Source organism: Tabrizicola sp. (assembly GCF_022842145.1).
In the GTDB taxonomy this organism is placed as follows: Bacteria; Pseudomonadota; Alphaproteobacteria; order Rhodobacterales; family Rhodobacteraceae; genus Tabrizicola.
Map to the genome: position 1 here is coordinate 489,593 of NZ_JALHQD010000001.1, position 26,114 is coordinate 515,706.

Annotated in this window: 33 protein-coding genes; 5 read left to right on the forward strand and 28 right to left on the reverse strand. The window is 65.3% G+C overall.

Features of this window, described 5'->3' with window-relative positions:
* Positions 1-88 precede the first annotated feature (88 nt).
* The 13 genes from urtB to Q0C42_RS02575 form a co-directional block, all read right to left on the reverse strand.
* Positions 89-2,026, reverse strand: a complete 1,938-nt coding sequence (urtB, locus tag Q0C42_RS02515) for an urea ABC transporter permease subunit UrtB (protein ID WP_295071488.1) — start codon at positions 2,024-2,026, stop codon at positions 89-91.
* A 58-nt stretch (positions 2,027-2,084) separates the two neighbouring features.
* Positions 2,085-3,326 (reverse strand): urea ABC transporter substrate-binding protein, encoded by a 1,242-nt coding sequence (gene urtA, locus Q0C42_RS02520; protein ID WP_295072812.1) that lies wholly within the window; start codon positions 3,324-3,326, stop codon positions 2,085-2,087.
* A 361-nt stretch (positions 3,327-3,687) separates the two neighbouring features.
* Entirely contained in the window at positions 3,688-4,314 is a 627-nt protein-coding gene (gene ureG, locus Q0C42_RS02525) for an urease accessory protein UreG (protein ID WP_295071491.1), read from the reverse strand.
* Positions 4,311-4,943: an urease accessory protein UreF gene (locus tag Q0C42_RS02530; RefSeq protein WP_295071493.1), complete on the reverse strand. Its 633-nt coding sequence runs from the start codon at positions 4,941-4,943 to the stop codon at positions 4,311-4,313. The genes ureG and Q0C42_RS02530 overlap by 4 nt, the downstream gene beginning before the upstream one ends.
* Positions 4,940-5,446 (reverse strand): urease accessory protein UreE, encoded by a 507-nt coding sequence (locus Q0C42_RS02535; protein ID WP_295071496.1) that lies wholly within the window; start codon positions 5,444-5,446, stop codon positions 4,940-4,942. The genes Q0C42_RS02530 and Q0C42_RS02535 overlap by 4 nt, the downstream gene beginning before the upstream one ends.
* Before the next feature lie 3 nt (positions 5,447-5,449).
* A complete protein-coding gene (ureC, locus tag Q0C42_RS02540) occupies positions 5,450-7,156 on the reverse strand; it encodes an urease subunit alpha (RefSeq protein ID WP_295071498.1) in 1,707 nt (568 codons plus the stop codon).
* Between the two features lie 7 nt (positions 7,157-7,163).
* Positions 7,164-7,478, reverse strand: a complete 315-nt coding sequence (locus Q0C42_RS02545; RefSeq protein WP_295071500.1) for an antifreeze protein — start codon at positions 7,476-7,478, stop codon at positions 7,164-7,166.
* A 130-nt stretch (positions 7,479-7,608) separates the two neighbouring features.
* Positions 7,609-8,004 carry a carboxymuconolactone decarboxylase family protein gene (locus Q0C42_RS02550; protein WP_295071502.1) on the reverse strand — a complete coding sequence of 132 codons (396 nt, stop codon included), beginning with the start codon at positions 8,002-8,004 and terminating at the stop codon, positions 7,609-7,611.
* Entirely contained in the window at positions 8,004-8,819 is an 816-nt protein-coding gene (locus Q0C42_RS02555; RefSeq protein ID WP_295071505.1) for a cyclase family protein, read from the reverse strand. The genes Q0C42_RS02550 and Q0C42_RS02555 overlap by 1 nt, the downstream gene beginning before the upstream one ends.
* A gap of 63 nt (positions 8,820-8,882) precedes the next feature.
* Positions 8,883-9,191, reverse strand: a complete 309-nt coding sequence (locus Q0C42_RS02560) for an urease subunit beta (RefSeq protein ID WP_295071507.1) — start codon at positions 9,189-9,191, stop codon at positions 8,883-8,885.
* Positions 9,188-9,361: a hypothetical protein gene (locus Q0C42_RS02565; protein ID WP_295071509.1), complete on the reverse strand. Its 174-nt coding sequence runs from the start codon at positions 9,359-9,361 to the stop codon at positions 9,188-9,190. Before Q0C42_RS02565 ends, Q0C42_RS02560 begins: the two co-directional genes overlap by 4 nt.
* Before the next feature lie 12 nt (positions 9,362-9,373).
* Complete coding sequence (locus tag Q0C42_RS02570) at positions 9,374-9,676, reverse strand: urease subunit gamma (RefSeq protein WP_295071512.1); 303 nt, start codon at positions 9,674-9,676, stop codon at positions 9,374-9,376.
* A gap of 10 nt (positions 9,677-9,686) precedes the next feature.
* Positions 9,687-10,499, reverse strand: a complete 813-nt coding sequence (locus tag Q0C42_RS02575; RefSeq protein ID WP_295071515.1) for an urease accessory protein UreD — start codon at positions 10,497-10,499, stop codon at positions 9,687-9,689.
* Between the two features lie 278 nt (positions 10,500-10,777).
* Here Q0C42_RS02575 and Q0C42_RS02580 point away from each other — a divergent pair, with 278 nt between their 5' ends.
* Positions 10,778-12,463: an HWE histidine kinase domain-containing protein gene (locus Q0C42_RS02580; protein ID WP_295071518.1), complete on the forward strand. Its 1,686-nt coding sequence runs from the start codon at positions 10,778-10,780 to the stop codon at positions 12,461-12,463.
* Between the two features lie 35 nt (positions 12,464-12,498).
* Here the strand turns inward: Q0C42_RS02580 and Q0C42_RS02585 are convergent, their stop codons facing one another.
* From Q0C42_RS02585 to Q0C42_RS02615, 7 genes are all read right to left on the reverse strand, one after another.
* Entirely contained in the window at positions 12,499-13,323 is an 825-nt protein-coding gene (locus Q0C42_RS02585) for a DUF481 domain-containing protein (RefSeq protein WP_295071521.1), read from the reverse strand.
* Positions 13,324-13,512: 189 nt separating this feature from the next.
* On the reverse strand, positions 13,513-13,752 hold the full coding sequence (locus Q0C42_RS02590; RefSeq protein ID WP_295071524.1) for a DUF378 domain-containing protein: 240 nt from the start codon (positions 13,750-13,752) through the stop codon (positions 13,513-13,515).
* Between the two features lie 35 nt (positions 13,753-13,787).
* The gene (locus Q0C42_RS02595) at positions 13,788-15,875 is read right to left on the reverse strand and encodes a catalase (RefSeq protein ID WP_295071527.1); all 2,088 of its coding nucleotides are present in this window, start codon (positions 15,873-15,875) and stop codon (positions 13,788-13,790) included.
* Positions 15,876-15,953: 78 nt separating this feature from the next.
* The gene (locus Q0C42_RS02600) at positions 15,954-17,177 is read right to left on the reverse strand and encodes a hypothetical protein (protein ID WP_295071530.1); all 1,224 of its coding nucleotides are present in this window, start codon (positions 17,175-17,177) and stop codon (positions 15,954-15,956) included.
* Positions 17,178-17,547: 370 nt separating this feature from the next.
* Positions 17,548-18,432 carry a hypothetical protein gene (locus Q0C42_RS02605; protein ID WP_295071532.1) on the reverse strand — a complete coding sequence of 295 codons (885 nt, stop codon included), beginning with the start codon at positions 18,430-18,432 and terminating at the stop codon, positions 17,548-17,550.
* A gap of 274 nt (positions 18,433-18,706) precedes the next feature.
* Positions 18,707-19,342: a hypothetical protein gene (locus Q0C42_RS02610; RefSeq protein WP_295071535.1), complete on the reverse strand. Its 636-nt coding sequence runs from the start codon at positions 19,340-19,342 to the stop codon at positions 18,707-18,709.
* A gap of 123 nt (positions 19,343-19,465) precedes the next feature.
* Positions 19,466-20,041, reverse strand: a complete 576-nt coding sequence (locus tag Q0C42_RS02615; protein ID WP_295071538.1) for a response regulator — start codon at positions 20,039-20,041, stop codon at positions 19,466-19,468.
* Between the two features lie 354 nt (positions 20,042-20,395).
* On the opposite strand from Q0C42_RS02615, the gene Q0C42_RS02620 reads away from it, so the two are divergent.
* Positions 20,396-20,566 carry a hypothetical protein gene (locus tag Q0C42_RS02620; RefSeq protein WP_295071541.1) on the forward strand — a complete coding sequence of 57 codons (171 nt, stop codon included), beginning with the start codon at positions 20,396-20,398 and terminating at the stop codon, positions 20,564-20,566.
* A 345-nt stretch (positions 20,567-20,911) separates the two neighbouring features.
* On the opposite strand, the gene Q0C42_RS02625 is transcribed toward Q0C42_RS02620, so the two are convergent.
* Complete coding sequence (locus tag Q0C42_RS02625) at positions 20,912-21,208, reverse strand: PRC-barrel domain-containing protein (RefSeq protein ID WP_295071543.1); 297 nt, start codon at positions 21,206-21,208, stop codon at positions 20,912-20,914.
* Positions 21,209-21,331: 123 nt separating this feature from the next.
* Here Q0C42_RS02625 and Q0C42_RS02630 point away from each other — a divergent pair, with 123 nt between their 5' ends.
* Positions 21,332-21,574, forward strand: a complete 243-nt coding sequence (locus Q0C42_RS02630; protein WP_295071545.1) for a hypothetical protein — start codon at positions 21,332-21,334, stop codon at positions 21,572-21,574.
* A gap of 1 nt (position 21,575) precedes the next feature.
* Here the strand turns inward: Q0C42_RS02630 and Q0C42_RS02635 are convergent, their stop codons facing one another.
* The 3 genes from Q0C42_RS02635 to Q0C42_RS02645 all read right to left on the reverse strand — a co-directional run bounded on the left by Q0C42_RS02635 (position 21,576) and on the right by Q0C42_RS02645 (position 22,687).
* Entirely contained in the window at positions 21,576-21,758 is a 183-nt protein-coding gene (locus Q0C42_RS02635; protein WP_295071547.1) for a DUF3008 family protein, read from the reverse strand.
* A gap of 3 nt (positions 21,759-21,761) precedes the next feature.
* Positions 21,762-21,917: a hypothetical protein gene (locus tag Q0C42_RS02640; protein ID WP_295071550.1), complete on the reverse strand. Its 156-nt coding sequence runs from the start codon at positions 21,915-21,917 to the stop codon at positions 21,762-21,764.
* Positions 21,918-22,123: 206 nt separating this feature from the next.
* Complete coding sequence (locus Q0C42_RS02645; protein ID WP_295071552.1) at positions 22,124-22,687, reverse strand: DNA-3-methyladenine glycosylase; 564 nt, start codon at positions 22,685-22,687, stop codon at positions 22,124-22,126.
* Positions 22,688-22,920: 233 nt separating this feature from the next.
* On the opposite strand from Q0C42_RS02645, the gene Q0C42_RS02650 reads away from it, so the two are divergent.
* Both Q0C42_RS02650 and Q0C42_RS02655 read left to right on the forward strand, forming a co-directional pair.
* Positions 22,921-23,115, forward strand: coding sequence for a hypothetical protein (locus tag Q0C42_RS02650; RefSeq protein WP_295071555.1), 195 nt, complete (start codon positions 22,921-22,923; stop codon positions 23,113-23,115).
* Positions 23,116-23,245: 130 nt separating this feature from the next.
* Positions 23,246-23,752, forward strand: a complete 507-nt coding sequence (locus tag Q0C42_RS02655) for a DUF892 family protein (protein WP_295071557.1) — start codon at positions 23,246-23,248, stop codon at positions 23,750-23,752.
* Positions 23,753-23,837: 85 nt separating this feature from the next.
* On the opposite strand, the gene Q0C42_RS02660 is transcribed toward Q0C42_RS02655, so the two are convergent.
* From Q0C42_RS02660 to Q0C42_RS02675, 4 genes are all read right to left on the reverse strand, one after another.
* Positions 23,838-24,227 (reverse strand): hypothetical protein, encoded by a 390-nt coding sequence (locus Q0C42_RS02660; RefSeq protein WP_295071560.1) that lies wholly within the window; start codon positions 24,225-24,227, stop codon positions 23,838-23,840.
* Between the two features lie 169 nt (positions 24,228-24,396).
* Entirely contained in the window at positions 24,397-25,254 is an 858-nt protein-coding gene (locus tag Q0C42_RS02665; RefSeq protein WP_295071563.1) for an SDR family oxidoreductase, read from the reverse strand.
* Entirely contained in the window at positions 25,251-25,457 is a 207-nt protein-coding gene (locus Q0C42_RS02670; RefSeq protein WP_295071566.1) for a hypothetical protein, read from the reverse strand. The genes Q0C42_RS02665 and Q0C42_RS02670 overlap by 4 nt, the downstream gene beginning before the upstream one ends.
* Before the next feature lie 100 nt (positions 25,458-25,557).
* Entirely contained in the window at positions 25,558-26,055 is a 498-nt protein-coding gene (locus Q0C42_RS02675) for a ferritin-like domain-containing protein (protein WP_295071569.1), read from the reverse strand.
* Between the last annotated feature and the right edge of the window lie 59 nt (positions 26,056-26,114).

Here is a 26,114-nt window from a genome sequence, read left to right on the forward strand (position 1 = left end):
GAGGCCGGGTACCTCCTTCTCCCCGAGAAGGGGGAGGGTCGGCGAGTGGGTCGTGGCCAAAGCGACGGCAAGGATCCGGGTCATGGCTTCAATCCCCTGCCGCGCGGCCGCGCAGGGCGATGATCCCGCGGGGCCGGAACTGGATGAAAAGGATGATGAAGAGGATCATGTAGGTCTGCGCAGCCAAAGTGTTGGAGGGGTTGAAGAACTCGATCACCTTCTGGAAGCCCCCGATCATCGTGGCCCCCGCAAGCGTGCCCCAAATGCTGCCGACGCCACCGACGACCACGGTCATGAAGCTTTGGACGATGTAGTCGGTCCCCAGTTCCGACGTGACCTTGGCGAAAAGGCCGATGGCGACCCCGGCGATCCCCGCGATGCCTGAGCCAAGGCCGAAGGTCAGCATGTTGATCCGGTCGGGGTTGATCCCCATGCTGGCGGCCATCGCGGGGTTCTGGGTGACAGCGCGGACCTCAAGGCCAAGGCGGGTGCGCTTCATCAGGTACAGAAAGAAGCCAAGGAAGATCAGCGCCAGCACGAAGATCGCGATGCGGATATAGCTGATAGACACGACGTCGTTCAGCACCCAGGCCCCGTCCAGCCAGGCAGGCGAGGTGAGGGGCCGCGCCTGTGTGCCGAAAACGTTTTTCAGGATCTGTTGCAGCGCGATGGAGATGCCGAAGGTCGCCAGCAGGGTCTCAAGCGGGCGCTTGTAAAGATGGCGGATCACCAGCCGCTCCATCGCCACCCCGCCGCCGAAGGTGATGGCGAAGGCAAGGGGCAGCGCAATGAGGATCGAGAGGGTGTAGTCGGGCACGAACAGCTGGACGACATAGCCGGTGTAGGCACCGATGGTGATGAACTCGCCATGCGCCATGTTGATCACGCCCATGACGCCGAAGGTGATCGCCAGGCCGATGGCGGCCAGGAAGTAGATCGAAGCAAGCGACAGCGCATCAAGGCCCAGGTCGGCGGTCTGCATGACGCCGACCTTGGTGCCGATCCGGCCCAGCGCGGCCTGCGCGGCGCTGGTCACGGCGGGGTCGGGTTCGGCGTAGACCTCGTAGAATTTCGCGGTGGCAAGAGCGGCTTTTGCCTCGTCGTCGGTGGCAGCAACGGGGACGGCCCCGCTGGCCTCCAGCGCGGTATAGGCGCGGTCGCGGGCGGCCTGGGTGTCCAGCTCGGCCACTGGCACGCCGCCGACCATGCCACCTGACAGGTTCGCCAGCAGGGCGGCGCGCTGTTCTTCCAGCGTCAGGCGGGCGGGGGCCAGATTGGCCGCGACGAGAAGGGCATAGGCCTCGTCCTCGGGGATGTCGGTGCCCAGCCGCAGCTCGCCGGCGACGTTGCCGTCGGGCGGAGTGGCCGAGGCGACGCGCGTGGTGACGACCAGCGGGTTCAGCGCGGCGCGAAGGTCGAGGCCAAGGTCCGCGCCGAAGCTGTCGATGGCGGCAACGCGGGCCTCGGACGCAGGGTCGAAGCGCAGGGTCAGCAGGCGTTCCAGCCGTTCCTTCTGCGCTTTCATGGCCGGGTCGGCTTCCGAGGCGATCGCGGCGCGCAATGGCTCCAGCGCCTCGGCAGTGGGGTCCTGCGCGATCGAGGTCAGCGCCTCTTGCCGCTTGACCGGGTCGGGGTCCGACAGGGTGAACTGCACCAGTGCCGTGGCGATCAGGCCACGAACCCCGGCGTTGGGCTTCAATTCGGTGAGATCGGCTTTGACCGCAGTCCCGGCAGGCGTGCCGTCCAGTGCGGTAAGCGCAAAGCCGTCGCCCTCGGGCAGGGCCAGGAACAACGCCTCGTCGGATTTGCGGATCACCAGCCGCTTCGCCTCCCAGGCCGAGAGGATGTCGTCGGCCATCGGGTCGCCGCTGGCTGCCAGCGCGGTGATCACCGGGCCGATGGTCTGGCGCGAGGGTTTTACGATCTGGTCGCGGTTTTCCTGAACGATCCGGGCCGCCTCCTGCGCGAGGGTCGGCATAGGCGCAAGCCAGCAAAGGGCCGCGACGACAAGGGCGGTCAGGCGCATGGGATGTCCGGGGAAAGGGAGGCTGTGGGAGGGGGGCGTTCCCCCTCCCACCTCTGCGTCAGTAGTTGGAGGTCAGCTGGACACAGGTCTTGGTGTCCTTGTTGTACATCCCGCACTGCAGGTCCTTCCAGTCGGCTTCCAGCACCGCCGACTCCGGCAGGAAGTCGGTCCAGGCATCGCCGGGGACCGGGTCGGTCTGGCTGATGATGTCGAACTGGCCGTCGGCGCGGATCTCGCCGATCAGGACTGGCTTGGTCAGGTGGTGGTTGGTGCCCATCACCGCCATGCCGCCGGTGAGGTTCGGGAACTCCTGCCCCCACATCGCGGTGCGGACGGCGTCGACTTCGGTCGTGCCCGCCGCCGTGACCGCGTTCACCCACATGTTGAAGCCGATGTAGTGGGCCTCCATCGGGTCGTTGGTGACGCGCTTGTCGTCCTTGATGAACGCCTTCCACGCCGCGATGAAAGCGGCGTTTTCCGGGGTGTCGGCCGACATGAAGTAGTTCCAGGCGGCCAGGTGACCGGCAAGGTTCGTGGTGTCGAGGCCCGAGAGTTCCTCTTCACCGACCGAGAAGGCGACGACGGGCAGCGTGTCGGCGGTGACGCCAGCGGCGGCCAGTTCCTTGTAGAAGCCGATGTTCGCATCGCCGTTGATGGTCGAGATGACGCCGACCTTCTTGCCGTCCGCGCCCAGCGCCACGACGTCGCCCACGATCTTGGACCAGTCGCTGTGGCCGAACGGGGTGTAGTTGACGAAGATGTCTTCCTTCGGGATGCCCTTCGAGATCAGGTAGGCCTCAAGGATGTTGTTCGTCGTGCGCGGGTAGACGTAGTCGGTGCCCAGAAGCGCGAACTTCTGCACGCCAAGCTCTTCCAGGTAGTAGTCCACCGCCGGGATCGCCTGCTGGTTCGGGGCGGCGCCGGTGTAGAAGACGTTCTTCGAGGACTCTTCACCCTCGTACTGGACCGGGTAGAACAGAAGGCCGTTCAGCTCTTCGATCACCGGCAGCACGGACTTGCGGGACACGGAGGTCCAGCAGCCGAACATCACGTCGCACTTGGACACCGTCAGCAGTTCGCGCGCCTTTTCGGCGAAGAGCGGCCAATCCGAAGCCGGGTCCACGACCACGGCTTCCAGCTGCTTGCCCAGAAGACCGCCCTTGGCGTTCTGCTGTTCGATCAGCATCAGCATGGTGTCTTTCAGCGTCGTCTCGGAAATCGCCATCGTACCGGAGAGCGAGTGCAGAACGCCGATCTTGATCGTCTCGGCCTGCGCGAAGGCAAAGCGCGGCATGGTCATGGCAGCGGCGGCAGCAGCGCTGGACAAAAGGGTCCGTCTGGTAAGTTTCATTGCTTCAATCCCCTGTTTCATTGGCCGCGGCACCTGTGGCCCGGCATTCGAGCATTTGTCTGGGCCGTGGCGTCGGCCTCGGCTGGCATCAGGAAAGCTGCATGGGAGGATGGCGCATAGTACGCGGGGTCCCCTGCGCGGGCGATCCGGGCCACACGGCTGAAATTTAGGCGGTGATCAATGCTGCGGCGCGGAAAACGTGCATTCTGCAGACGCAAAAGCGCCGAAGATGCGGGCAAGCGGCCTGTGGAAAAGGCAACGGGCGGAAAGGTCGACCCTTTCCGCCCGCCGGTCGTGCAGTGAGTCGGACTTACGCTGCGTCAGTCTTCAGTCGCAGACCGCCGTGCATGACGATGAAATCGACCACCTCGTCCACGCCTTTGCCGTGGCGCAGTTGGGCCATCACATAAGGCCGCGCGCCCCGTGCGCGGGCGGTGTCGGCCTCCAGCAGCACCGGGTCGACGCCGACATGCGGCGCAAGGTCGGTCTTGTTGACCACGAGGAGGTCGGACTTCGTCACCCCAGGGCCCCTTTTGCGCGGGATGTCCTGACCGGCGGCGGTGTCGATGACGTAGATCGTCAGGTCGGCAAGTTCCGGACTGAAGGTGGCGGCCAGATTGTCGCCCCCGCTTTCGATCAGGATCAGATCCAGATCGGGGAACGCCTTGTTCAGATCGGCGATGGCGGCGAGGTTGATGGATGCATCCTCGCGGATCGCGGTGTGCGGGCAGCCCCCGGTTTCGACCCCCAGGATGCGGGCTGCGGGAAGGACCTGGGCGCGGGTCAGCGCCTCGGCGTCCTCGCGGGTGTAGATGTCGTTGGTGATCACAGCCATCGACAGCCGCGGACCAAGAATGCGGGCAAGTTTTTCGGTCAGCGTGGTCTTTCCAGCGCCGACGGGACCGCCGATGCCGACGCGGAGGGGGCCGTTTGTCATGTGCGGAAGATCCTTACATCCTGGGTTTCGTGCTGGAATGCGGCAAGGTCGGCCGCAAGTGCGCAACTGCCAAGGTCGTCAAGGCTGGCCAGCGCGGCCCGGGTGCCAAGGACCTCGATCTCGGGCAGAAGCCGGCTCAGGACGCGCTGGCCGTCGGTCTGGCCAAGCGGGACGTGGCGGGTGGCGATAGTGGTCAGGTTGCTGGCGAAGTTCTGCAGATACAGCTGGGCGACCTGTCCGGGGGGGAGGGCAAGCGGCACGGCAGCTTCGCCGATGGCAATGGGCAGCATCCGCGGTTTCAGGCTGCGCCCCGACAGCCCGGAAACCATCCGCGCGAAGGCTGCCCCCTGTTCGGCGCTTTCCTGCAGCCGCTCGGCCGAGGGGGCAAGGGCGCGGGCCAGCGCGTTAAGCGCGTCGTGGTCCGCATCTTCGGCCAAAGCATGGGTCATCAGCACCGCATCCTGCCAACCCGCACCGTGGTGCAGAATGTTGTGCAGCCATTCTTCGAAGCTTGACGCGTCGGTCACGTCCCCGGCGGCGATCACCCTTTCAAGCCCGTGGCTATAGGCGAAGGCCCCCGTCGGGAAGGCGGGCGAGAGCCAGTGCACAAGGGTCAGAAGCGCGCTCACGTCGTTTTGGGCGCGTGGAAGTGCATCTGCCCGTCGCCGTGGTGGTGCCAGCCGAACTGGGCCGCCTCGGCCTCGTCACCGTGCGAATGGCCCATCGTCCGGCCGTGGCCGTAAGCCCCGCCCTCTGGCTTGAACGGCAGGCTTTCGCGGCGGATCGTGGCGTTCAGGCCCTGCAGCATCCGTTCCAGGACGTGATCCTCACGGATGATCAGACGGTCGGGCAGGATCTGACAGGGCGTGTGGCGGTTGCCGATGTGCCAGGCAAGGCGGGTAAGGTCGCCGGTGATAACAAGGACGGCCTCGGGGGATGCGACTATTTCGATGGCGATCCCGTCAACATCGAAGCCCCAGTAATCGTCCAGGTTGGTGACGCTTGGCAGGTCCACCAGAAACTCCCGGCCCCCCGCGCTGGTCAGGAGCTTCCGGCGCATCAGGCGCTGGTCGTAGTCCATGACGACGCGGTCGTGGGCCAAGGGCGGGGCGGTTTTCAGCAGGTGGGTCATGGCTTAGAACAGGAAGTAGCGCTGCGCCAGCGGCAGCGCGGTCGCAGGGGCGCAGGTGATGACTTCGCCATCGGCGCGGACTTCGTAGGTCTCGGGGTGGATCTCGACCTTCGGGGTGGCGGAGTTGTGGATCATGTCGCGCTTGTTGACCGCGCGGGTGTTCTCGACCGCCACTGTCGCTTTGGCGATGCCCAGCTTTGACCGCAGGTCGTCCTCCTGCGCGGCCTTCGAGACGAACACCACCGCCGAGCGTTCCACTGCCCGCCCCAAGGCCCCGAACATCGGGCGGGAATACATCGGCTGGACGGGGATCGACCCGTTCGGGTCGCCCATCTGCGCCACGGTGATCATGCCGCCGATCAGCACCATCTCGGGCTTGGCCCCGAAGAAGGCGGGGTTCCACAGCACCAGATCGGCGCGCTTGCCCACCTCGACGCTGCCGATGTGCTGGCTGATCCCGTGCACGATGGCCGGGTTGATCGTGTACTTCGCGATATAGCGCCGGACGCGCAGATTGTCGTTCTGCCCCACCTCGCCCGCCAACCGCCCGCGCTGCTGGCGCATCTTGTGGGCGGTCTGCCAGGTGCGGGTGATCACCTCGCCCACCCGGCCCATCGCCTGGCTGTCCGAGGAAATGACTGAAAACGCCCCCATGTCATGCAGCACATCCTCGGCCGCGATCGTCTCGCGCCGGATGCGGCTTTCGGCGAAGGCCACGTCTTCGGGGATGCGCTTGTCGAGGTGGTGGCAGACCATCAGCATGTCGAGATGCTCTTCCACGGTGTTCACCGTGTAGGGCATCGTCGGGTTGGTCGAGGACGGCAGCACGTTCTGCCAGCCCACCACCTTCATGATGTCCGGCGCATGGCCCCCGCCAGCACCTTCGGTATGGAAGGCGTGGATCGTGCGGCCCTTGAAGGCGGCCAGGGTGTTCTCGACGAAGCCGGATTCGTTCAGCGTGTCGGTGTGGATCATCACCTGCACGTCCATCTGGTCGGCCACGCCCAGACAGCAGTCGATGGCGCCGGGGGTCGTCCCCCAATCCTCATGCAACTTCAAGGCCGCCGCCCCGCCACGCACCTGCTCCACCAGCGCCTCGGGCAGGGAAGCATTGCCCTTTCCGGCAAAGGCCAGGTTCATCGGCAGCGCATCCGCCGCCTGGATCATTCGCCCCAGATGCCACGGGCCGGGCGTGCAGGTCGTGGCCAAGGTGCCGTGCGCCGGGCCGGTGCCGCCTCCCAACATCGTGGTGATGCCAGAGTGCAGTGCGTCCTCCACCTGCTGCGGGCAGATGAAGTGGATATGCGCGTCCATCCCTCCGGCGGTCAGGATGCGCCCTTCGCCCGCGATGATCTCGGTTCCCGGCCCGATGATGATCGTCACCCCGGTCTGCGTATCCGGGTTCCCCGCCTTGCCGATGGCCGCGATCAGCCCGTCGCGCAAACCGACGTCCGCCTTGTAGATGCCGGAGTGGTCGATGATCAGCGCGTTGGTGATCACCGTGTCCACCGCGCCACCGGCACGGGAGACCTGGGACTGCCCCATCCCGTCGCGGATCACCTTGCCGCCGCCGAACTTCACCTCTTCCCCATAGGTGGTCAGGTCCCGCTCCACCTCGACGATCAGGTCGGTGTCGCCCAGGCGCAGCCGATCCCCGGTGGTGGGGCCGTACATGCTGGCATAGGTCTGGCGGCTGATCAGTGCGGGCATCGTGACCTCAGGGTTTGCCGGGGCCGCGACGGGCCAGGCGCTTGACGTTGGACTTTGTGGTGCGGGCGACAGGCCGCAGCGCGGCTTCGGCGATCAGGGCGGGGGACTTGCCCGACATGATGGCTCGCGACGTGGCAAAGGCCGAGGCGCTGACGGCCGAGACCTTCTCGGACGACATGCGGGCGTTCTCGCTGGGCAGGACACGCCAGAAACCGGCCATGCCCATCATCCGCATGCCGATCACCATCTGCGCTTCCACCAGCATCATGCCCGTCTTCATCGACAGGTCGATCATCTGGGTCGGGGTCATTATCGGGTACATTGCGCTCTCTCCTTGAACCAGTCACCAACCCGCGCCGTGGTGGCGGCGGGCGGACGGGCAAAGGGGTAACGCCGTATGATGGCGGACATGCTGCGAGCGCCGGTCACTTCTTGGTGTCCGTCGGGATCAGTCATGCCTTGAACCTTTCATCGACCGGGATCGACAGCGCGGTGGCCAGGGCATTGGTCTGGCTGGCCATAGCAATGACCGCCAGAAGCTCGCCATGCATGGCGGGGGTCATGCCCTTGGCCCTTGCGGCGGCCGTGTGGGAGTGGACGCAGTAGTCGCAGCCGTTGGCGGTGGAGACGGCGACGTAGATCAGTTCCTTCACCAAGGGGTCCAGCGCGCCGGGGGACATGACGGTTTGCACACGGTCCCACGTGGCTTTCAGCGTGGCCGGGTCATGCGCCAGAGCGCGCCAGAAGTTGTTGACGTAGTCCGTCTGCCGCTTGGCGCGGATGTCGTCGAAGACAGCGAGGGCTTCCGCCCCCGCCTCCCCGTCGTTCAGAAGCGAAACGACCGGCATCAGACCACCGCCATCACGCGGGCCGGTCCGCCGGTGCCCTGTTTGTGCTTCGGCGCGCCGATGAACACGGTCGCTCCGGTGGGGGGCAACTGGTCAAGGTTCGCCATGTTCTCGATCCCGAAGCGGCCGCCGGGAAGCCACGAGAAATGCACGGCAAAATCGGGCGAATTGCCGGGGTCCAGCGAAAGGGTGTCGACCCCGATGCAGGCCACGTCCAGCCCGGCCAGCATGTCCGTCGCGGCCTTGGAAAAGCCGGGGAAGGCCAGCTTGCCATCGGGCGTGTTGCGGAACGAGGGATCGGCGACCTTGGCGGCCCAGCCGGAGTGCATCGCCACGCATGACCCGGCGGGGATGTCGCCGTTGGCAGAGACCCAGGTCTCGATATCGGCGGGTTCCACCATCGCGTTCGGATCTTCGGCGGCCTTGGCGGTCAGGTCCAGCACACAAAGCGGGCAGACCAGTTTCTCGGGCGCAAGATCGGCAACAGAAGTGCCGTCCTCAGTGAAGTGCAGGGGCGCGTCGATGTGGGTGCCGGTGTGCTCATAGATCGTGAGCTTCCACAGCTGGTAGCCGTTGCCCTCGAACTTCACGGCGGGCTCGTAAAGGATGCCCGGATTGCCATCGAAGGTCGGGAAGGCGCCGTCATAGGCGTGGGTCAGGTCCACGACCTTCCCCGACGCCTGGGCAAGCGCGGGCTTCGCGGTGGTCAGGCCGGTGGCGACCACGGCGGCGGTCGTGACAGCAGCCCCGGTAAAAAGCGCACGGCGGGACAGCATGGAAGACTTGATGTTCTCGATCAGGCAGGCGTCACACATGGGATTCTATCTCCGGTTGCAGGAAATCCCACCGTCCGCCCAGCCTGCCCGTCACGTCAAGCATCATCCCAAGGGCCCCATCACCTGCTGATTGAACCCGTAGACCACCCGCGCGCCGCCGTAGGGCACCAGCCGGACTTCGCGGCTTTGCCCCGGCTCGAAGCGCACTGCCGTTCCGGCCGCAATGTCCAGCCGCTGGCCCCGCGCCGCATCCCGGTCGAACGACAGCGCGCCGTTCGTTTCGGCAAAGTGGTAGTGGCTGCCGACCTGCACCGGACGGTCGCCCGTATTGGCCACCATCAGCACGGTGACGGGCTGGCCCGCGTTCAACTCGATGTCGCCCTCGGCGGCAAGGATTTCGCCCGGAATCATGACCGCGCCCAGCGGTATAGCGCATAGCCCAGAACGCCCACGACGACGGCGATCATCGCCAGGTGGTCGGGCTCGGTCAGCAGGTGGGGGAGTCCCGTGGCGTGATGGTCGCCGGGATGGGCAAGTACCGCGGACGGCGCCAGGGCGAAAGCGGTGCAGAGCTTCTTCATGGAACGGACCTCTCAGCGGATCGGGTGGTGGACGGTGACCAGCTTGGTCCCATCGGGAAACGTGGCTTCGACCTGGACCGAATGGATCATCTCGGGGATGCCGGACATGCACTGGTCGGCGGTGATGACATGCGCGCCCGCCTCCATGAGGTCTGCGACCGAACGGCCATCGCGGGCGCCTTCGACGACAAAGTCGGTGATCAGCGCCACGGCCTCGGGGTGGTTCAGCTTGACGCCACGCGCCAGGCGACCGCGGGCGACCATCGCCGCGACGCTGACCAACAGCTTTTCCCGTTCGCGCGGGGTCAGGTTCATCTCATATTCCTTACATCTGCCAGACGCGCGGCACCGGCGCATCGCGCAGGACCGCAAGAAGCCGCAGGATCTGCCGCCGCAAGGGCCAGCCATCCGCCGCCATCAACCGAACCGTCAGTTTGCCATCGAAGCCCGACGCCCCGGCAATGACGCCGGGTTCGTCCAGAACCGCACCCACCGCGGACAAAGCCGCCTCTGCGCCCTGCCCGACCAGGGCCAGCGAGGCGAAGGCCCGCGCGCCCTGCAACACGCCTGTCCCGGCGACCAGCGCCGCATCGGTCAGCCGCAGCGGCTCGTAAAGCACGGGGGTCCCCTCGCGCAGCACCTTGCGGCGGTCGGTCAGGCTCAGGGTCCGGACCGTCTCGCCCATCGCGGCGCGCCCCAGCAAGACGGCCTCCATCAGCAGGCAGGAGGCACCCTTGCCCAGGGTGATGGTGGTGGCGCGGTCCAGCGCGGAATGATCGAACAGGATCGTCTCTTGCGGCAGCCAGTCCAGGTGACCGCCCGCCCCGACCTCGTGGTCGATCAGGACACGCGCCACGCCATCGTTGCTGCGATAGGCGCGCTCGGCGGTCTGGGTGGTGGCGGTGACCCGGCAACCAGCCTCCAGCGTCAGCCCGAAGGCAAGCCTGTCGCCGCCGGTCATCCCGCCGGAGGTATTCAGGAAAACCACCTCGGGTCCCAAGGCCGTCGGGTGCACGAAAGCCTTGGCCGAACCCGACTGGTGCAGGCCGGCCAGACGCGTCCAGGCCCCGGTCCTGCGAAAGGACAGGCGGGCAGCGCCTTTGCTGCGTTCCGGAAGCAGGGCGGGACAGGCAGTCATGTGGGCCTTCTGCGGTTTCGCCCCAGAGCTACGTGCTTGCAGCCCTGCGGTCTTTCGCGATCCGGTCCCGAAGGTGACCTGCGTTGACCGAACCCGCCCCTGTGATGAAAAATTGGGCTTGCTGGGCAAGAATCCATCAAAGCCGGAACGTCGCGAGCCAAACCTTCCCACGTGGCAACGTCAGGTTGTCGATTTCCGCGCCGCTTATGGCGGAGGTTTAGCTTGATCAGCCGCCAAATGTTGTGAAACTGACCCCAATAACAAAAGGGAGGCGAGCTATGCGGCTAAAGTCGCTTTCGTCCCGTCTGTTCGTCGTAACGGCCGTCGCCCTTTTGCCCGCCGTGGCAATTGCGATCGCCAATATCATCACGATTCAGCGCGACCGCATCACCGAACTCCACGGCGATGCGATGCGCACGGCCGAGCTTGTGTCGCTGGAAGTCGAGCAGACCTTTGCGGGTCTGGAAAGCGTGCTGCGGACCCTTGCCGCGGCGCCGGTCGTGCGGAACGCGAATGGTCCCGCCTGTTCGGCACTTCTGGCGGACACCGTGAAGGCAGTTCCTTTCGCTTCGGAACTTTACATCCTGAACGCGGACGGCAGCCTGCGCTGCGGCTCGTCCACGGCAGAGCATCTGGACCTCGTCTCAAAGGACCTCCTGGCAGAGACCACGACCGAGAACCTGGTGTCCGGCACCTACCAGAAGGATGCCAAAGACGGGGCAGAGCGCCTCCCAGTCGCTTTACGCATCGGCGGGGGGGGCAATGGCGCCTCCGGCATCGCGTTGGCGCTTGTTGACCTTGCCTGGATGGAAGAAAGGTTGCAGGCGCGATCGATGTCCCCGGGCAACTCGTTGACCATTGTGGACCGCAGCGGCACGGTGCTGGCGCGGGTGCCGGACCCGGAGACCTTTGTCGGCACCAAGATCCGACCGGAATTCATGCCCTTGCTTGAAGAAACCACCCCGGGTTCGATGGAAATGGTCAGCCGGGATGGCACGCCGCGCATCCTTGGATATTACCCGCCGGCGGTGAATTCCTCGGGCCTGTACATAAGCGCTGGATATTCGATCGAAGAGGGGCTTGCGACACTGCGTTCGGTGGTGCTTCAGGCGCTGGGCCTTGCGGTTCTGGGCACCGTGCTGGTGGCGATGCTGGCGCTTTATACCGCGCGCGTCTTCATAGCCCAGCCGGTGGGGGCGCTGATCGAGACGATCACCGCCTGGAGACGCGGCAACACTGCGGCCCGAACCGGGATGAGCGAGGACAACGGCGAAATCGGCGAAGCGGGTGCGGCGCTGGACGCCTTCCTGTCCGAGGTCATCGCCAACCGTGAAGCCCGGCAAAAGGCCGACGAAGCCCGCGACCTCATGCGGGACGAACTGGAACACCGCGAGAAGAACCTGTTGGCGACAATCCAGGCCGTTGCCCGCCAAACCTTTGCGGACACCGGCAATGACACGGCGCTGCGCGTCTTTTCGGACCGGCTGCACGCCATCAGCGAGGCGAACCGGCTTTTGAAGCAATCCGGCTGGAAAAGCACCTCGCTGCGGCATCTGATCAGCAACGGCGTCGCCACTTTCATCGGCACCACCCACGACCGGGTCGAGACGAAGGGTCCAGACCTTGTGGTCAAGGGCAACGTCGCCACCGCCATCGGCATGTCGATCCACGAGCTTTGCACCAACGCGGTGAAATACGGCGCCCTCAGCAATGACACCGGCAAGATCCTGATCGAATGGCAGTTGCAGCCGTCGGACAAAGGCCAGGACTTCACGCTGCAATGGACCGAACATGGCGGCCCGCCCGTGACCCGGCCCGAGCGCACCGGCTTTGGGTCCAAGGTCATCAAGCACGCCCTGTCGGCGCAGACGGGCGGCACGGTCGAAATCATCCATGACCCGGCGGGCCTTGTCTGTCGCCTGACCGCCCCCGCCGAAGCGGTCGTGGCTCCCGCCGCGGCCTGACGGAAAGGGGCGACCAAGGCCGCCCCCCGCAGGTATTAGAAGCCGTAAACGATGGCCAGGCTGACCCGGTTGTCGGTCCGGATCTCGCGTCCCTCGTTGTAGTCAGTGACATAGCTCAGTCGGGTCGACATCACGTCCGTCATCTGGAAGCTGACACCCAGATCATTGTTCACCCGCAACGTGTCACCCGAATTCAGCACATCGGTGTCGTTGGTCATGAACACATCGGGCGAGAAGCGGTAGAAGAAGCGCGAGCTGGCGATCACGCCCTCGTCCGTGTCGCTGTCGCCATCGCCCTCGCGCAGGTAGCTGATGCCAACGCCAGCCTGGACGCGCCAGGTCATGTCTTCCTCGTTGATGACCCGGTAGCCCGGACCGACCCCGATGAAGGCATCCGTCTCGATGTCGTCTCCCATCGCCAGCCCGTTGATCTCGGCTCGGCCAAGGACGAAGGCGTAGAAACGGTCGTCGAAGTAATAGTTGGCGTCATAGACGATCAACGTATCTTCCTTGTCCCGCACGCCTTCAGCCTCGGCAAAGTCCAGCGCTATGCCCAGCGTCTGCACCCAAGGGCCGGTCGCATAGCGCAACCGGGTGCTGACGCTCAGTTCCTGGGACTCGGTGGTCCCAGTCTTGCCCGAATAGGCCAGCGAGGCCGAGCCAGAGAAGCCCTGCTGTTCTTCGGGATTGCCATAGCGAAAGCGGTCATCGCCGCGCTCGATCTCGTCCGTGGCGGCTTCCTCAAGATCGGTGATGCGGTCGTCGATGTCATCGAACCCGGTGATCTCAGTCTGGGCGGTGGCAGTAGCAGCGCAAAGCGCCAGAAGGCTGGCCCCTGCGAGCGCGAGTGTTTTGGTCATATCAAGTCCTTTCCTGAACGACGGCGACCTGCACCGGGCCTGTACCCCGTGAGCCGTCTCAAAGACCCAACCCGGGGCTGGGGGTGGTGTTCCTGCTCGGATCGAACTCGTGCTGGATGTGCCATATCTGCACCACCGTTCGATATGGAAAGGGGCCCGCCAGGCGGGCCCCTTTTCGCTGCTCCTGGATCACGGCCGGTGGACCGGAGGCACCCCCAGGTGATCGCGATGGTCCGACACCAGCCGGGGCAGTGCGAACAGCACGATCAGCGCGGAAATTCCCACCAGAACGTAAACGATCCGGGCCAGAGGAGAATCCTGGCCGCCGAAAAGCAGCGCCACAAGATCAGTCTGGGCCGCGCCCACGGCCAGCCAGTTCAATCCGCCGACAATCAGCAGGATCAGGGCAATCGTCGTCAAAGTCCGCATTCAGTTTCCTTTCTGGATTGCGAAGTGTCGCCCGTTCAGGGCGCCGTCTTGGCCAGTCCGGCGCGCGTCCAGTGCCGCAGCAGCTTGCAGCATTCGACAAAGGCATCCACCGTCTCGCCGTCGTCGACGAGGCCCAGGTCAAAGCAGCCGTCGTCTGCCTTGCCCTCCAACCCAGCCGCCTTGAACAGCTCACCCGCCATCGCGTGGCCGATGAACTTCCCGTGGGCAAACGCGTCGCGCAGGAAGTTCTGCGCTTCGGGCATGGCCGCGATCTGCGCCTCGCCCTCGGGGCCGACCAGGACTGCCACGGCGTCAAACAGCACCGAAGGCCCGCCTGCCACCGGGAAATGCGCCTCGCGCAGGTCGCCCCGGTCGTCCAACGCACCATAGATGCGCGGCGCGATCAGCTTGATCTTGCCGCCCACCTGCATCACCGCGCCCGCCAGCCGGTCCAGAAGCGTGCCGTCGAACCCGTCCGCGATCAGCACACCCATGACACGGCCTTCAAAGCTCATCGGGCCGTTCTTCAGGATGCTCAGCGCGTCCGAGGGGGGCAGGTCCTGAGTTGGCTGTGCCGCCGTGGCGGGCGGCGGCAGTTCGGGCATCCCCAACCCATGCGCGACGCCTTGCGCCAGCTCTTCGTCGATATTGCGCAGGTGGCCGACCATCGCACGGCGGACCCGCGCCAGTTCGCACCGTCCGAGTTCGAAGGACAGCGCACTGCGGATGTGCTCCTGCTCGATCGGGGTCTGGCTGAGGTAGAACTGCCGCGCCTGGCTGTAGTGGTCGGCAAAGCTTTCCGGCCGCAGGCGCACCTTGGTCCCCTCGACCGGCGCGCGGTAGCTGACATAACCCGCCAGCGGGTCCTCGCGCGGGCCTTCCTCGAACCCGTTGGGCTCATAGTTGACGCGGCCCTTGCGGTTATCTCTCCGCATGTGCCCGTCCTGCTGGAAGTTGTTCATCGGACAGCCACGCGGCTTGTTCACTTCCAGCTGGCTGAAGTTCGGGCTGCCCAGCCGCTTGAGCTGGGTGTCGAGGTAGCTGAAATTGCGGCCCTGCAGCAAAGGGTCCTCGGTGAAGTCGATGCCGGGGATCACGTGCTGGGTGCAGAAGGCGACCTGCTCGGTGAACTCGAAGAAGTTGTCGACGGCGCGGTCCAGGGTCAGGGTGCCCACCGGCTCGACCGGGATCAGCTCTTCCGGGATGATCTTCGTCGGGTCCAGCACGTCGAAGTCGAAGCTGTCGGCGAAGTCCTGGTCGAACATCTGCAGGCACAGATCCCACTGCGGATGGTCACCGGTGGTCAGCGCCTCCCACAGGTCGCGGCGGTGGTGGTCGGGATCGGCACCGTTTATCTTCACCGCCTCATCCCAGAGCACCGACTGCAAACCCTGCCGGGGTTTCCAGTGGAACTTGACGAAGGTCGCCTCTCCCGCCGTGTTCACCAGCCGGAAGGTGTGGACCCCGAACCCCTCGATGGTCCGGAAGGACCGGGGGATGGTGCGGTCGGACATCTGCCACATGATCATGTGCATCGATTCCGGCGTCAGCGAGATGAAGTCCCAGAAGTTGTCATGCGCCGACGAGGCCTGCGGAAAGCCACGGTCCGGCTCGTCCTTCACCGCGTGCACGAGGTCGGGGAACTTCATCGAGTCCTGGATGAAGAAGACCGGGATGTTGTTGCCGACAAGGTCCCAGTTGCCTTCGTCGGTGTAGAACTTGACGGCAAAGCCGCGCACGTCGCGGGCAAGATCCGGCGAGCCCTTGTTCCCTGCCACGGTCGAGAACCGCACAAAGGTCTCGGTCAGCTTGCCGACCTTCTGGAACGGGGCGGCGCGGGTGATGTCGGACAGGTCACGGGTGCACTCGAAGGTGCCATGCGCCCCGAAGCCCCGGGCGTGGACGACCCGTTCCGGAATACGCTCGTGGTCGAAGTGGAAGATCTTGTCGCGCAAGACGAAGTCTTCCAGCAGCGTCGGGCCGCGCACGCCGGCCTTCAGGCTGTTCTGGTTGTCGGCAATCGCCACCCCTTGCGAGGTCGTTAGCACTTCACCGCCGGTCGCGGCGGTCTGGTGTACTTCGGCCGGTCCGCCATCGGTTCCGTTCTGCAGCTGGGTCTTCATTCCTCGGGCTCCTCGCAAAGGGTTTGCACATGAAATTGGCCCCGGCAGCGCACTGCCGGGGCCAGTATCGGTCTTGGATCAGCGGTCGCTGCCACCGCGCGACGAGGACGAGCGCGAGCTGCTGCGCCGGTCATCGTCGTCGGAACGCGACGAGGAGCGACCGCCCGAGGAACGACCACCACGGTCGTCGTCATCGCGGGTCTCCCAGCCCTTGCGGGCCGCTTCGGCATGGCCTTCGGCATCGCCGAACCAGCCGCGCCCGTCATCGCCACCGCGCGACGAACGCCCGCCGCCCGACCGACGATCATCGTCATCATCGCGCGACGAGGAACGACCACCACCCGACGAGGACCCGCCGGAACGCCCGCCACGGTCATCGTCGTCGCTCATGAACCGGCCGAACCGGTCACGCTCGCGGTCATCGCTGCCGCCACGTCCACCGGACGAGCCGCCGGACGAGCGGCCACCACCCGAACGGCGGTCATCGTCATCGCGCGACGAGGAGGACCGACCGCCCGAAGACCGGCCACCACGATCATCTTCATCGCGGGTTTCCCAGCCCTTGCGGGCCGCCTCGGCATGGCCTTCGGAGTCGCCGAACCAGCCGCGCCCGTCATCGCCACCGCGCGACGAACGCCCACCGCCGGAGCGACGGTCATCGTCATCATCGCGCGATGAGGAACGACCACCGCCCGACGACCCGCCGGAGCGTCCGCCCCGATCGTCGTCGTCACTCATGAACCGGCCAAAGCGGTCACGCTCGCGGTCATCGCTGCCGCCACGCCCGCCACCGGACGACCGGCCACCGCCCGACGAAGACCCGCCGGAACGCCCGCCACGATCATCGTCATCGCTCATGAACCGGCCGAAGCGGTCACGCTCGCGGTCATCGCTGCTGCCGCCACGTCCGCCGCCCGATGACCCGCCCGAAGACCGGCCACCGCCCGACGACGACCCGCCGGAACGTCCGCCGCGATCATCGTCTTCGCTCATGAACCGGCCGAAACGGTCACGCTCGCGGTCGTCGCTGCCGCCACGTCCGCCGCTCGAAGACCCGCCGCCTGAAGACCGGCCACCACCCGACGACGACCCGCCGGAACGCCCGCCGCGATCATCGTCTTCGCTCATGAACCGGCCGAAACGGTCACGCTCGCGGTCGTCGCTGCCGCCACGTCCGCTGCTCGAAGACCGGCCACCGCCCGACGAGGAACCGCCGGAACGTCCGCCACGGTCATCGTCATCGTCGCGGCCACCACGACCACCGCCGGACGAACGCCCGCCGCGGTCATCGTCCTCGCTCATGAAGCGGCCGAAACGGTCGCGCTCGCGGTCGTTGCTGTTGTTGTTGTTGTTGTTGTTGCTCTGACCACCACGGCTGCTGCTCGAGCTGCGGCGATCATCGTCGTCATCCCGCGACGAGGACCGGCTGCTGCCACGCGACGAACGCCCGCCGCGGTCGTCGTCCTCGCTTACAAACCGGCCAAACTCGTCACGCTCCCGTTCATTCGAATTCCTGTCCATGCTGCATCTCCGTTGCTGCTGGTGCGGCGGTACTGCCGCGCGCTGTATTTGGAACCGGGGCCGGGCCAGATTGTTCCCAAAGTTCCCGCATCCCGTTCATCCTGAAAGAAAAACACCGGCTGGGGGTACCAGCCGGTGTTTGAAGCATGGGTCAGCTTTTCTTGGACGAAGACCCGCTTTCAGAGCCGGAGCCCGAGCTGCCGCTCATGCTGGATCCGCTACCGCCCTGCGAGCCGGAGCCCGACCCCGAGGCCGAACCGGAACCACCGCCGGAACGCGAGCTGCGGTTCTTCCGCCACTCTTCGAACTCGCTTTCGAACTTCTTCTGGCGCTCCTGGTTGAACGCCTGATAGTCCTCGTCGTGCGACTGCATCTGCCGCTCGCGCCAGGTGTGGTAGTGCGGGTCATGGCCCGAACCGCCCTGGCCGCTGCTGCCCTGCGAGCCGCCCATGCCGCCTTGGCTTCCGCCGTAGCCACCCTGGCCGCTCATGCCGCCCTGACCATAGCCGCCCTGGCTTCCGCCATAACCGCCCTGACCAAAGCCGCCCATTCCGCCCTGGCCATAGCCACCTTGGCTTCCGCCGTAACCGCCCTGGCCGCTCATGCCGCCCTGGCCGTAGCCGCCCTGGCTTCCGCCGTGGCCGCCCTGCCCATAGCCACCTTGGCCGCTCATGCCGCCTTGGCCGTAGCCACCGCTCTGGCCATAGCCGCCCTGGCCTCCGCCATAGCCACCCTGACCGTAGCCCTGGCCGCTTTCGCCACCATAGCCCTGACCGGCATAAAGGCCTTCGCCCCGGCCACGACCTTGCGAACCGCTGCGGCTGCCGCTTTCGGACCAGTCGGCGCGCGAGCTGCCGTAATCGTCGTCATCCTCCTGACGGGAGGAACCGGACGACCCGCGGGAAGAGCTCAACCCGCCGCGCCGGCCATAGCCGCGCTCCATGTCGTCCTCATAGCCCCCGCGGCTGGCAGAGGAGCGGCTGCGACCGCTCTGACCACCGCGGTCGTAATCATCGTCTTCGTATTTCTGTGCCATTGTTCTCTCCAGTTGGTCGCCATCAGAACTTCCCGTCGTTGCGGGACATCCTTTACGGACAGGGATTCAACCGGGGTTTCACTTGAATGTTCCAAAGCGAGGGGGCCGCTGCAGGCCGACCTTCCGGATCGGCCAAGCGTTGCTCAGGCACAAAAAAACCGGTGGTCGCAGAGCTTACGCCCGCAACCACCGGTGCCGACTGGGCAAGAGGGACGTCTGCCCAGTCGGTTGTTCAGTACTATCGGCAAGTCTGCCGACAGTGGATGGATAGACGTCAGAGAGTGCCGACCGCCTCGCAGATGGCCTTCATCTCCGTAAGGTCATAACCCACTGCGGTCGCAATGGTTCCCTCGGTCGACGCGGTGCCAGTCGAAGTGGTGTCGGTCGCCGTGGTGTCGGTCGAAGCGCCAGCGGTGGTGTCGGTCGAGGCCGCCGCACCGGTTTCGGTCGCAGCGCCAGCGGTAGTGTCGGTTGACGCTGCCGCACCGGTGTCGGTGGACGCCCCTGCGGTGGTATCGGTCGAAGCCGCCGCACCGGTGTCAGTCGAGGCACCTGCCGTCGTGTCGGTCGCGGTGCTGGTCGAGGCATCCGTCGAGGTGCCCGTCGCCGCATCACCATGCGCAGCCATGAAGGTCACGCAGTCGGCCTTGATCATGTCGCGGTCTTCCTGCGACAGCGACTGCCACCCACCCGTCATCTCCTCGGTGGTCCGCAGGGTGCTGCTTTCCGCGTCGGTAAAGAAGGTCGTCCCGACCGACAGCGGCCAGTTGGTGCCGTAGGTCTGGGCATCGGCGCCAGCCGTCGTGCTGGCATCGGTGCCCGTCGTGGCGCCCGTCGTCGTGTCCGTCTGGGCCAGGGCGCCAGCGGCAAACAGGGCCACGGCGGGCACGGCAAGAAGTGCATGTTTCATGGGGTAGTCCTCTCTCTCATTGCGCGATGGCCGTCAGGCCGCAAAGGGTGCAGCCGGCGCTTGGCCAGAATATCGCCTGTGAAAGGTGAACCGTCAGTCCGCGGGTTTGTTCCCGGATTTGGGTCAGTTCATGAAGTGGCGGCTGCCATATTGCATGAGGTCGTCCATCAGATGGATCAACCAAGGCGCGACGGCGGCCCCCGATGGCATGGGTGCCGGATCGTCGATTGCGCTTTGAAGCGTCATCTCCAACAGCCGGTCGGCCGCCTGCGGATCGGCCAGGAAACTGCGGGCCCGGGCGCGCAGCATCGGGATCAGATCGATGATGTTTCCGCTGTCGATCTCGCGCGATCGGATGTCGAGCTGGCGCACCACGGTCGAAGGCGGAAGCGGCTTGGTGATGCAGTCGACACCGGCAAAGCGTTCCGGCAACACTTCCTTGTCATAGCCTGTGAAGAAGACATAGGGCACGTCCAGCGCCTGCAGCCGGTCGGCCAGGTGAAAGGTGTTCTGGCCGCTCAGGTTCACGTCCAGCACCGCAAGATCGCTGTGCGCCACCTGCAGGCTGGCATCGCTGAGGTTGCTGCACGGGCCGACGACCACCGCATTGGCGGCCTCCAGCTCATCGGCAAGCTCCATTGCCAGAATGTAATTGTCCTCGACCACCAAAACACGTTTCCCGCTCAGATTGTTTCGCATGGCGCATCTCCATCGAGATAGTTTGGACTTGGGCATGTGCGGCCCGTAAGCCTTGGGACATGCCATTCCCCTGCAACCAACACGTGACTGATGACACTGATATACACAGTTTTGCAGAACTTTTTTCGCTTTGCCAGAGCACGAAGCGTCGGGCGGCAGCTGCCTGCAATCCGCGAATTTTGCATCCGGTTGCAGATTTCCTGGTGGAAGGATCCCGGCGCAACGCTACCATTGGTCAAAAGCATCGGCTGCACAACTCCTAGGGGATCACTTTCACGGAAATGACCAAATTTGGTCGTCGTGTGAACCGATCCGGTAGGATACACTGTGCAGCGGGATAGCCGGAGATACGAAATGCCGCAGGATTCGGGACCAGAGTCCAAGAAGGAATCAGACATCTCCGCCGCTGCGGCTCGGATTCTGGACGAGGTGAAGGCCGAGCCGGTGCCGGATTCGATTCGCGACCTCGCGCATGAACTTGATCGGACCCTCCGCGCCAAGCGCAAGGCAGGCAGCCAGGTCTGACCGCCTGCTTCTGGCCGGGAACAATCCCTGGCCGCTTTACCCATGTATTGGAGGCGTGATTTCGCCAGGAGGGGTCTGCTGCGGGTCCTGCGTCGGTATCGGCTGCGGATCGGGCATCGGATCGGGTTGCACGTCCGGTTGCACCGGGTCTCCGGGTACCGGCAGATCGGGCCCGGTAGGGGGCAGGTCGGGGGTCTCGGGACGGCCGAGGAATAGGTCTGGCATGTCGGGATCCTTTCTGCACGGGGTACGGGACCGCCAGTGCCAACGTTAACGCGCCCCAGGGCGAAAGGTTCCCCAAGCGGCGGCGGCCCGGGCCTGCCGCAGCGGCCCGGGCCTTGCCTGTCAGTGCCGGTGTTCCGGGAAGTTCTTCAGCTGGTCCTTGGTCCAGGACGTCATCCCGTGGACCGATCCGGTGTGGTCGCGCATCATGTTCAGCTCGCCCAGACCAACGAGGACCGGCTTCGATCCAATGCCAAGGAAGCCCCCGACATCCACCACCGCCTGCGGGACTGCGCCGGAATGGTGCAGGTGCGAGATGGTGCCGACCTTCTCATCATCGGCGCCGTAAATCGTGGCGCCGACCAGATTGGATTCGGTCAGTTCCGCCGGGCTCAGCCGGGTGTGGGTGGTATGATCCATTGCAAGATCTCCTTCCATCAGGGCCGGAGGGATCTCCGGCCTACCTCACCTCAACCCCTTCAGCGCCTTGTTGTTCCCCGGAACAAATCCCCCGGGTCCCGGTTGGTCGGAAAAGGAAGTCCGATGCCACGCCTCAAGGTACCCCGCCTGATCCATTTCCTGCTCTCGCGCTTCGTCGACGGCGCGGTGCTGGGGCTTGCCGTAGGTCTGGCGATCCTGTGGTCCGACCTTGGCGAAGTGGCGCGGCTTCTGGCCGCGAGCAAGCATGACGCGGTCCTGACCGCACTGTTCTTCGGCCACACCGCGCTTCTGTTCGGCACCTTCGGCATGTGCGTCGCGGTGATGAACCTCACCGATCGCGACTAGGTCAGTCCTTCTTTGCGGGCAGGCCCTTGCGCCGGGTGCTGGCAAGCTCTTCCAACTCGTCCTCGGTCATCGACTGCACCATCTCCTTGGACGCGCCAAAGAGATCGTCCTTGTCCGCCTCGCCCCGCTTGGCGGCAAGGGCGGCACCGGCAGCCTTCTGCTGCGCCTTGGATTTTGCGGGCATCGGTCAGGTCTCCTTCCGGGACTTGGGTACCTGCGTCGCGGGGTTTGCCTGGTCAAACTCCTCGGGCCGATGGGCCGAACCTTCATGGTCGTCCTGGGCATTCCGACGATCGAGGGGTGGGGTCCGCTTGTCGGCGGCGGGTCCGGGTTCGTTCGGCATTGGCTCCTCCATTCGCTGCGGGGACCCAATCCACCGGCAGCCGATTTGTTCCCATCCGCTGCCCTCGGGAACTGAACTGTCCCGCCATCAGTTGGTCCACGAACCGAAACCGTGAGGAAACTTAATGAACAACATCGTCTACATTATCGGACTGGTCGTCGTCGTCCTGGTCATCCTGTCCTTCTTCGGCCTGCGCTGACCGCATATCAGGGCAAGCGCGGCACGTCCGCAGCAGGGGGAAACGGTCGGCTCAGCCCCGACGCCCCGGCAAGCCCGAAGCGCCAGGGCCGTTCAGCGGCCCTGGTGATCCCGATCCGCGGTCCGACCAGCAGTCCAGCCTCTGCCGCACCTGGGTCCAGCCGGAATTCACCCCCGTCAAAGCACTTGCCGCTATCGGCAAGCGAGACGCCCAGCGCCTGCCCCAGCCGGCCGGGACCCGCGGCGATGTTCTGCGCCGACCCGCGCCGCGCCACCATTACCTCAACTCCGACCTCGGGCAGCACCGCCCGGATCAGCACGGCCTCGCCGGGTCTGCCGACGACGTTCAGGCACAGATGGCAGCCATAGGACATGTAGACATAGACCGTGCCGGCCGGGCCGAACATCGCCGCGTTCCGCAATGTCGGCCCCCGGAAGCTGTGCGAGGCGGGGTCGTCCCGACCATAGGCCTCGGTCTCCAGCACCGTGCCACCTACCCCGCGCACCAGAAGCCGCGCGCCAACCAGACGGCGCGCCAGCGTGACGATGTCCTGATCAAACTGAAGGGGCATGGAACGACCTTGCGGCGGGATGCAGCCGCGTTCCAGAGCCAAGCGCCAAAACGAAAGAATGTTCCAGATGTTGGAACCTTTGCCACAATTGTATGTTATGACCCACGCAGCAGGAATTTAACTTGTGCGTCATCACCTGCGCAGCAGGAATGAACATGTCCGAATTCAGATCATTTAGACCCGTCGCACCGTTTGCCCTTCCTCTCGAAGGGCGAATTCTGGCGCACCGACGTTTGCTGGTCGAACTTTTGCGCGCCCTCCCCAAAGAGCGCTACGAAGAGATGCTGACCTGGCTGGACGACAACCGCCTCTACCGCACGGATCAGGAAGATTCGGGGGCAGCCCTTGGCGACGGGATCGAACTGGAACTGGCCCGTGCCGACGAAGTCCAGGTGCTGCGGCGCATGATCGAAGCTGCGTCCGACTAGGTCGGCAGCGGGGAACAAAGCCACCTTTCCAAGGTTCTAGAGCTTTCGGCTGGACCGGCACGCCGTGTCCCGCCCCTCCGCGACCGCTCCGCATTCGCGGCTGGTCGTGCACCTCAGCAAAGGACAACCCATGGAAAAGACCCGTGAGAATTATCTCGCCTGGCTGCGCGATGCGCATGCGATGGAAGAACAGGCGCTGACGATGATGCAGGGCATGGCATCGCGTCTGGAGAACTACCCGCAACTTCGCGTCAGGATCGAAAGCCACATCGCCGAAACCCGGGAGCAGGCTGCGGCGCTGGCCACGCTTCTGCAGCGAAAGGGAAGCGGAACTTCGCTGGTGAAGGACACGCTGGGCAAGATGACGGCCTTCGCGCAGTCCTTGTCCGGCATGTTCACCGACGACAATGTGGTCAAAGGGACGCTGGCAGGCTTCGCCTTCGAGAACATGGAGATCGCATCCTACCGGATCCTGATCACCGCTGCCGAACAAATGGGCGACGCCGAGGCGGTCGCGGTGTTCACCCGCTGCCTGAAACAGGAAGAGGCAATGGCCGAATGGCTGGCCGATCACTCCCCCGGTATCACCCGCAGCTTTCTCAGCCGCGCTGAACTGGACATGCCGGCACATCGGTGACGTGCTGTCCACCAGTCGGCAGCAGACGTGAAAAAGGCCGCGCCAGATACCGGGCGCGGCCTTTGTCTTTGTGCCTGATGCCAGATCAGGGACTGGTGGTCGTGGTGCCGCCGGTGGTGGTGCCGGTTCCACCGGTGGTGCCGCCCGTGGTGCCATCCGTCGCATCTCCGGTCGCAGCGCCGTCGGTCGCACCTGTCGTGTTCCCGGTCTCATTGTCGCCGCCGGTCGTGGCCGGAGCAGGCTCGGCCGGGACAGTCTCGGTCGCATCCGGCATGTCGGTGGCCGCAGGCTCGGTCGGTGCCGTATCGACCACGCTGCTGGACCGATCGACGCTGAAGGCGATAGCGGCCAGGATCACGGCGGCAAGCACCAGGAAGACCAGCCACATGCTGGCCTGCGACGTGCGCGACGTTTCCGGGACCCTCCGGCCGTCGGTGTGGGGCGGAGTGGGTCTGGGGGGCGGAACATCTGTCATGGTGTTTCCTTTCTGACGAAAAGTCTCCCGACCTCCTCAACAGGGCAGCAGCGGGATTGTTCCGTCCGTCACGGCCCGCATGCCCCAGGCAATATCTTAAGAAAGCGTAAACGCCCGCGGCCAACCCATTGACCGCAAACGCATGTTGGAACGCGCCCACGGTGGCGCGTCACATCATCGGCTGCCCACCGGTCACCGCGATGGTCGCTCCCGAGATGTAGCTCGACATCGGCTCGGCCAGCATCACGTAGGCCGAAGCCAACTCCACCGGCTGCGCGGGCCGCTTCATCGGGCTGTCCTGCCCGAACTTCGAGACCTTCTCGCCGTCCATGCTGGACGGGATCAGCGGCGTCCAGACCGGCCCCGGCGCGACGCAGTTCACCCGGATGCCCCTCTCGGCCAGCAGTTGCGCCAGCCCCACGGTAAAGTTCTGGATCGCCCCCTTGGTGGTCGCATAGGCCAGGAGGGTCGGGTTCGGTTTGTCGGCGTTGATCGAGGTCGTGTTGATGATCGAGCTTCCCGCCCCCATGTGCGGCACCGCCGCCTGGCAAAGATGGAAGATCGCGTCGATGTTGACCGCGAAGGTCCGGTCCCATTCCTTCGGGGGGATGTCCTCGAATTTCTCGAACACCTGCTGATGCGCGGCGTTGTTGACCAGGATGTCGATCCGGCCCCATTCCTGGATCACCTTGTCGACCACCCGGCGGCATTCGTCGGGATCGCCCAGATCCGCGGGGATGCGGACGCAGCTTTGGCCCTCGTCCTCGATCAGCTTGGCGGTGTCCTTGGCGTCCTCGGTCTCATTCAGATAGCACAGCGCGATGTCGGCCCCTTCGCGGGCAAAGGCGATGGCCACCGCACGCCCGATGCCGCTGTCCGCCCCGGTGATCAGGGCGACCCGGCCCTGCAACCGGCCTGCACCGACCCAGGTCGTCTCGCCGTGGTCCGGTCGCGGCTGCATCGGGACAAAGCTGCCCGGAGCCTCCTGCGTCTGTTCCGGGAAGGGGGGCTTCGGATAGTCGGTCATGCCTGGGTGTCCTTCTCGATGCGCTCCCCGTCGTGGATGCTTCCACCGGGCTGCTTGCGGTTCTCGTCAGGGCGCGCGTCGGGGTCCTCACGATGCTTGCCCGCCGGGTCGATCTGCTGCTGGCGCTGGTCGATGACATTCGGCGCGGGCCGGCGCAGCTTTTCGTTGGTCGGGCCGGGCTGGTGGTCGGAGGTATTGGACATTAGGCGCTCCTTTGAATGAAGGAGCGGCCCCGCGATCCGGGCGCGGGGCCGCCTGCAACACCCGGCAAAGGGGAGTGACGACGCCGGGTGCTGGCAGTGGTCAGGCCGCTTCGAGGGCCGCCTGGTTGATCGAACCGTCAGCAAGCTGGGTGAGCGACTCGTCGGTCATCCCCTCTTCCTGCAGCGTCTGGTCCAGAAGCTTGGCGGCGTCCTTCATGCCCATGACTTCCGCCCAGCGGCGCAGTGTGCCGTAGCGGGCGATCTCGTAGTGCTCGACCGCCTGAGCGGCGGCAATCAGGCTGGCGTCCAGCGCAGGGCTGTCGGCAAACGCCTGCAGCGCTTCTTCGCCTTCCTCGATGATGCCGTCGATGGCCGGGCAGGTCTTGCCGCGAGCGGGCTTGCCGATCAGTTCGAACACCTGTTGCAGGCGTTCGACCTGCATCTGGGTCTCTTCCTCGTGCTTCTGGAAGGCGGCCTTCAGGTCGGGCGACTTGGCACCACGGGCCATCTTCGGCAGGGCGCGAAGGATCTTGCGTTCGGCGTAGTAGATGTCCTTGAGCGTCTCGTGAAACAGGTCATCCAGGGTCTTCGTCTTCATGTCGCTCTCCTTGCGTTACTGTGTGTCGAGGTCCCGAGGCTTAACCGGACAGCGGGACA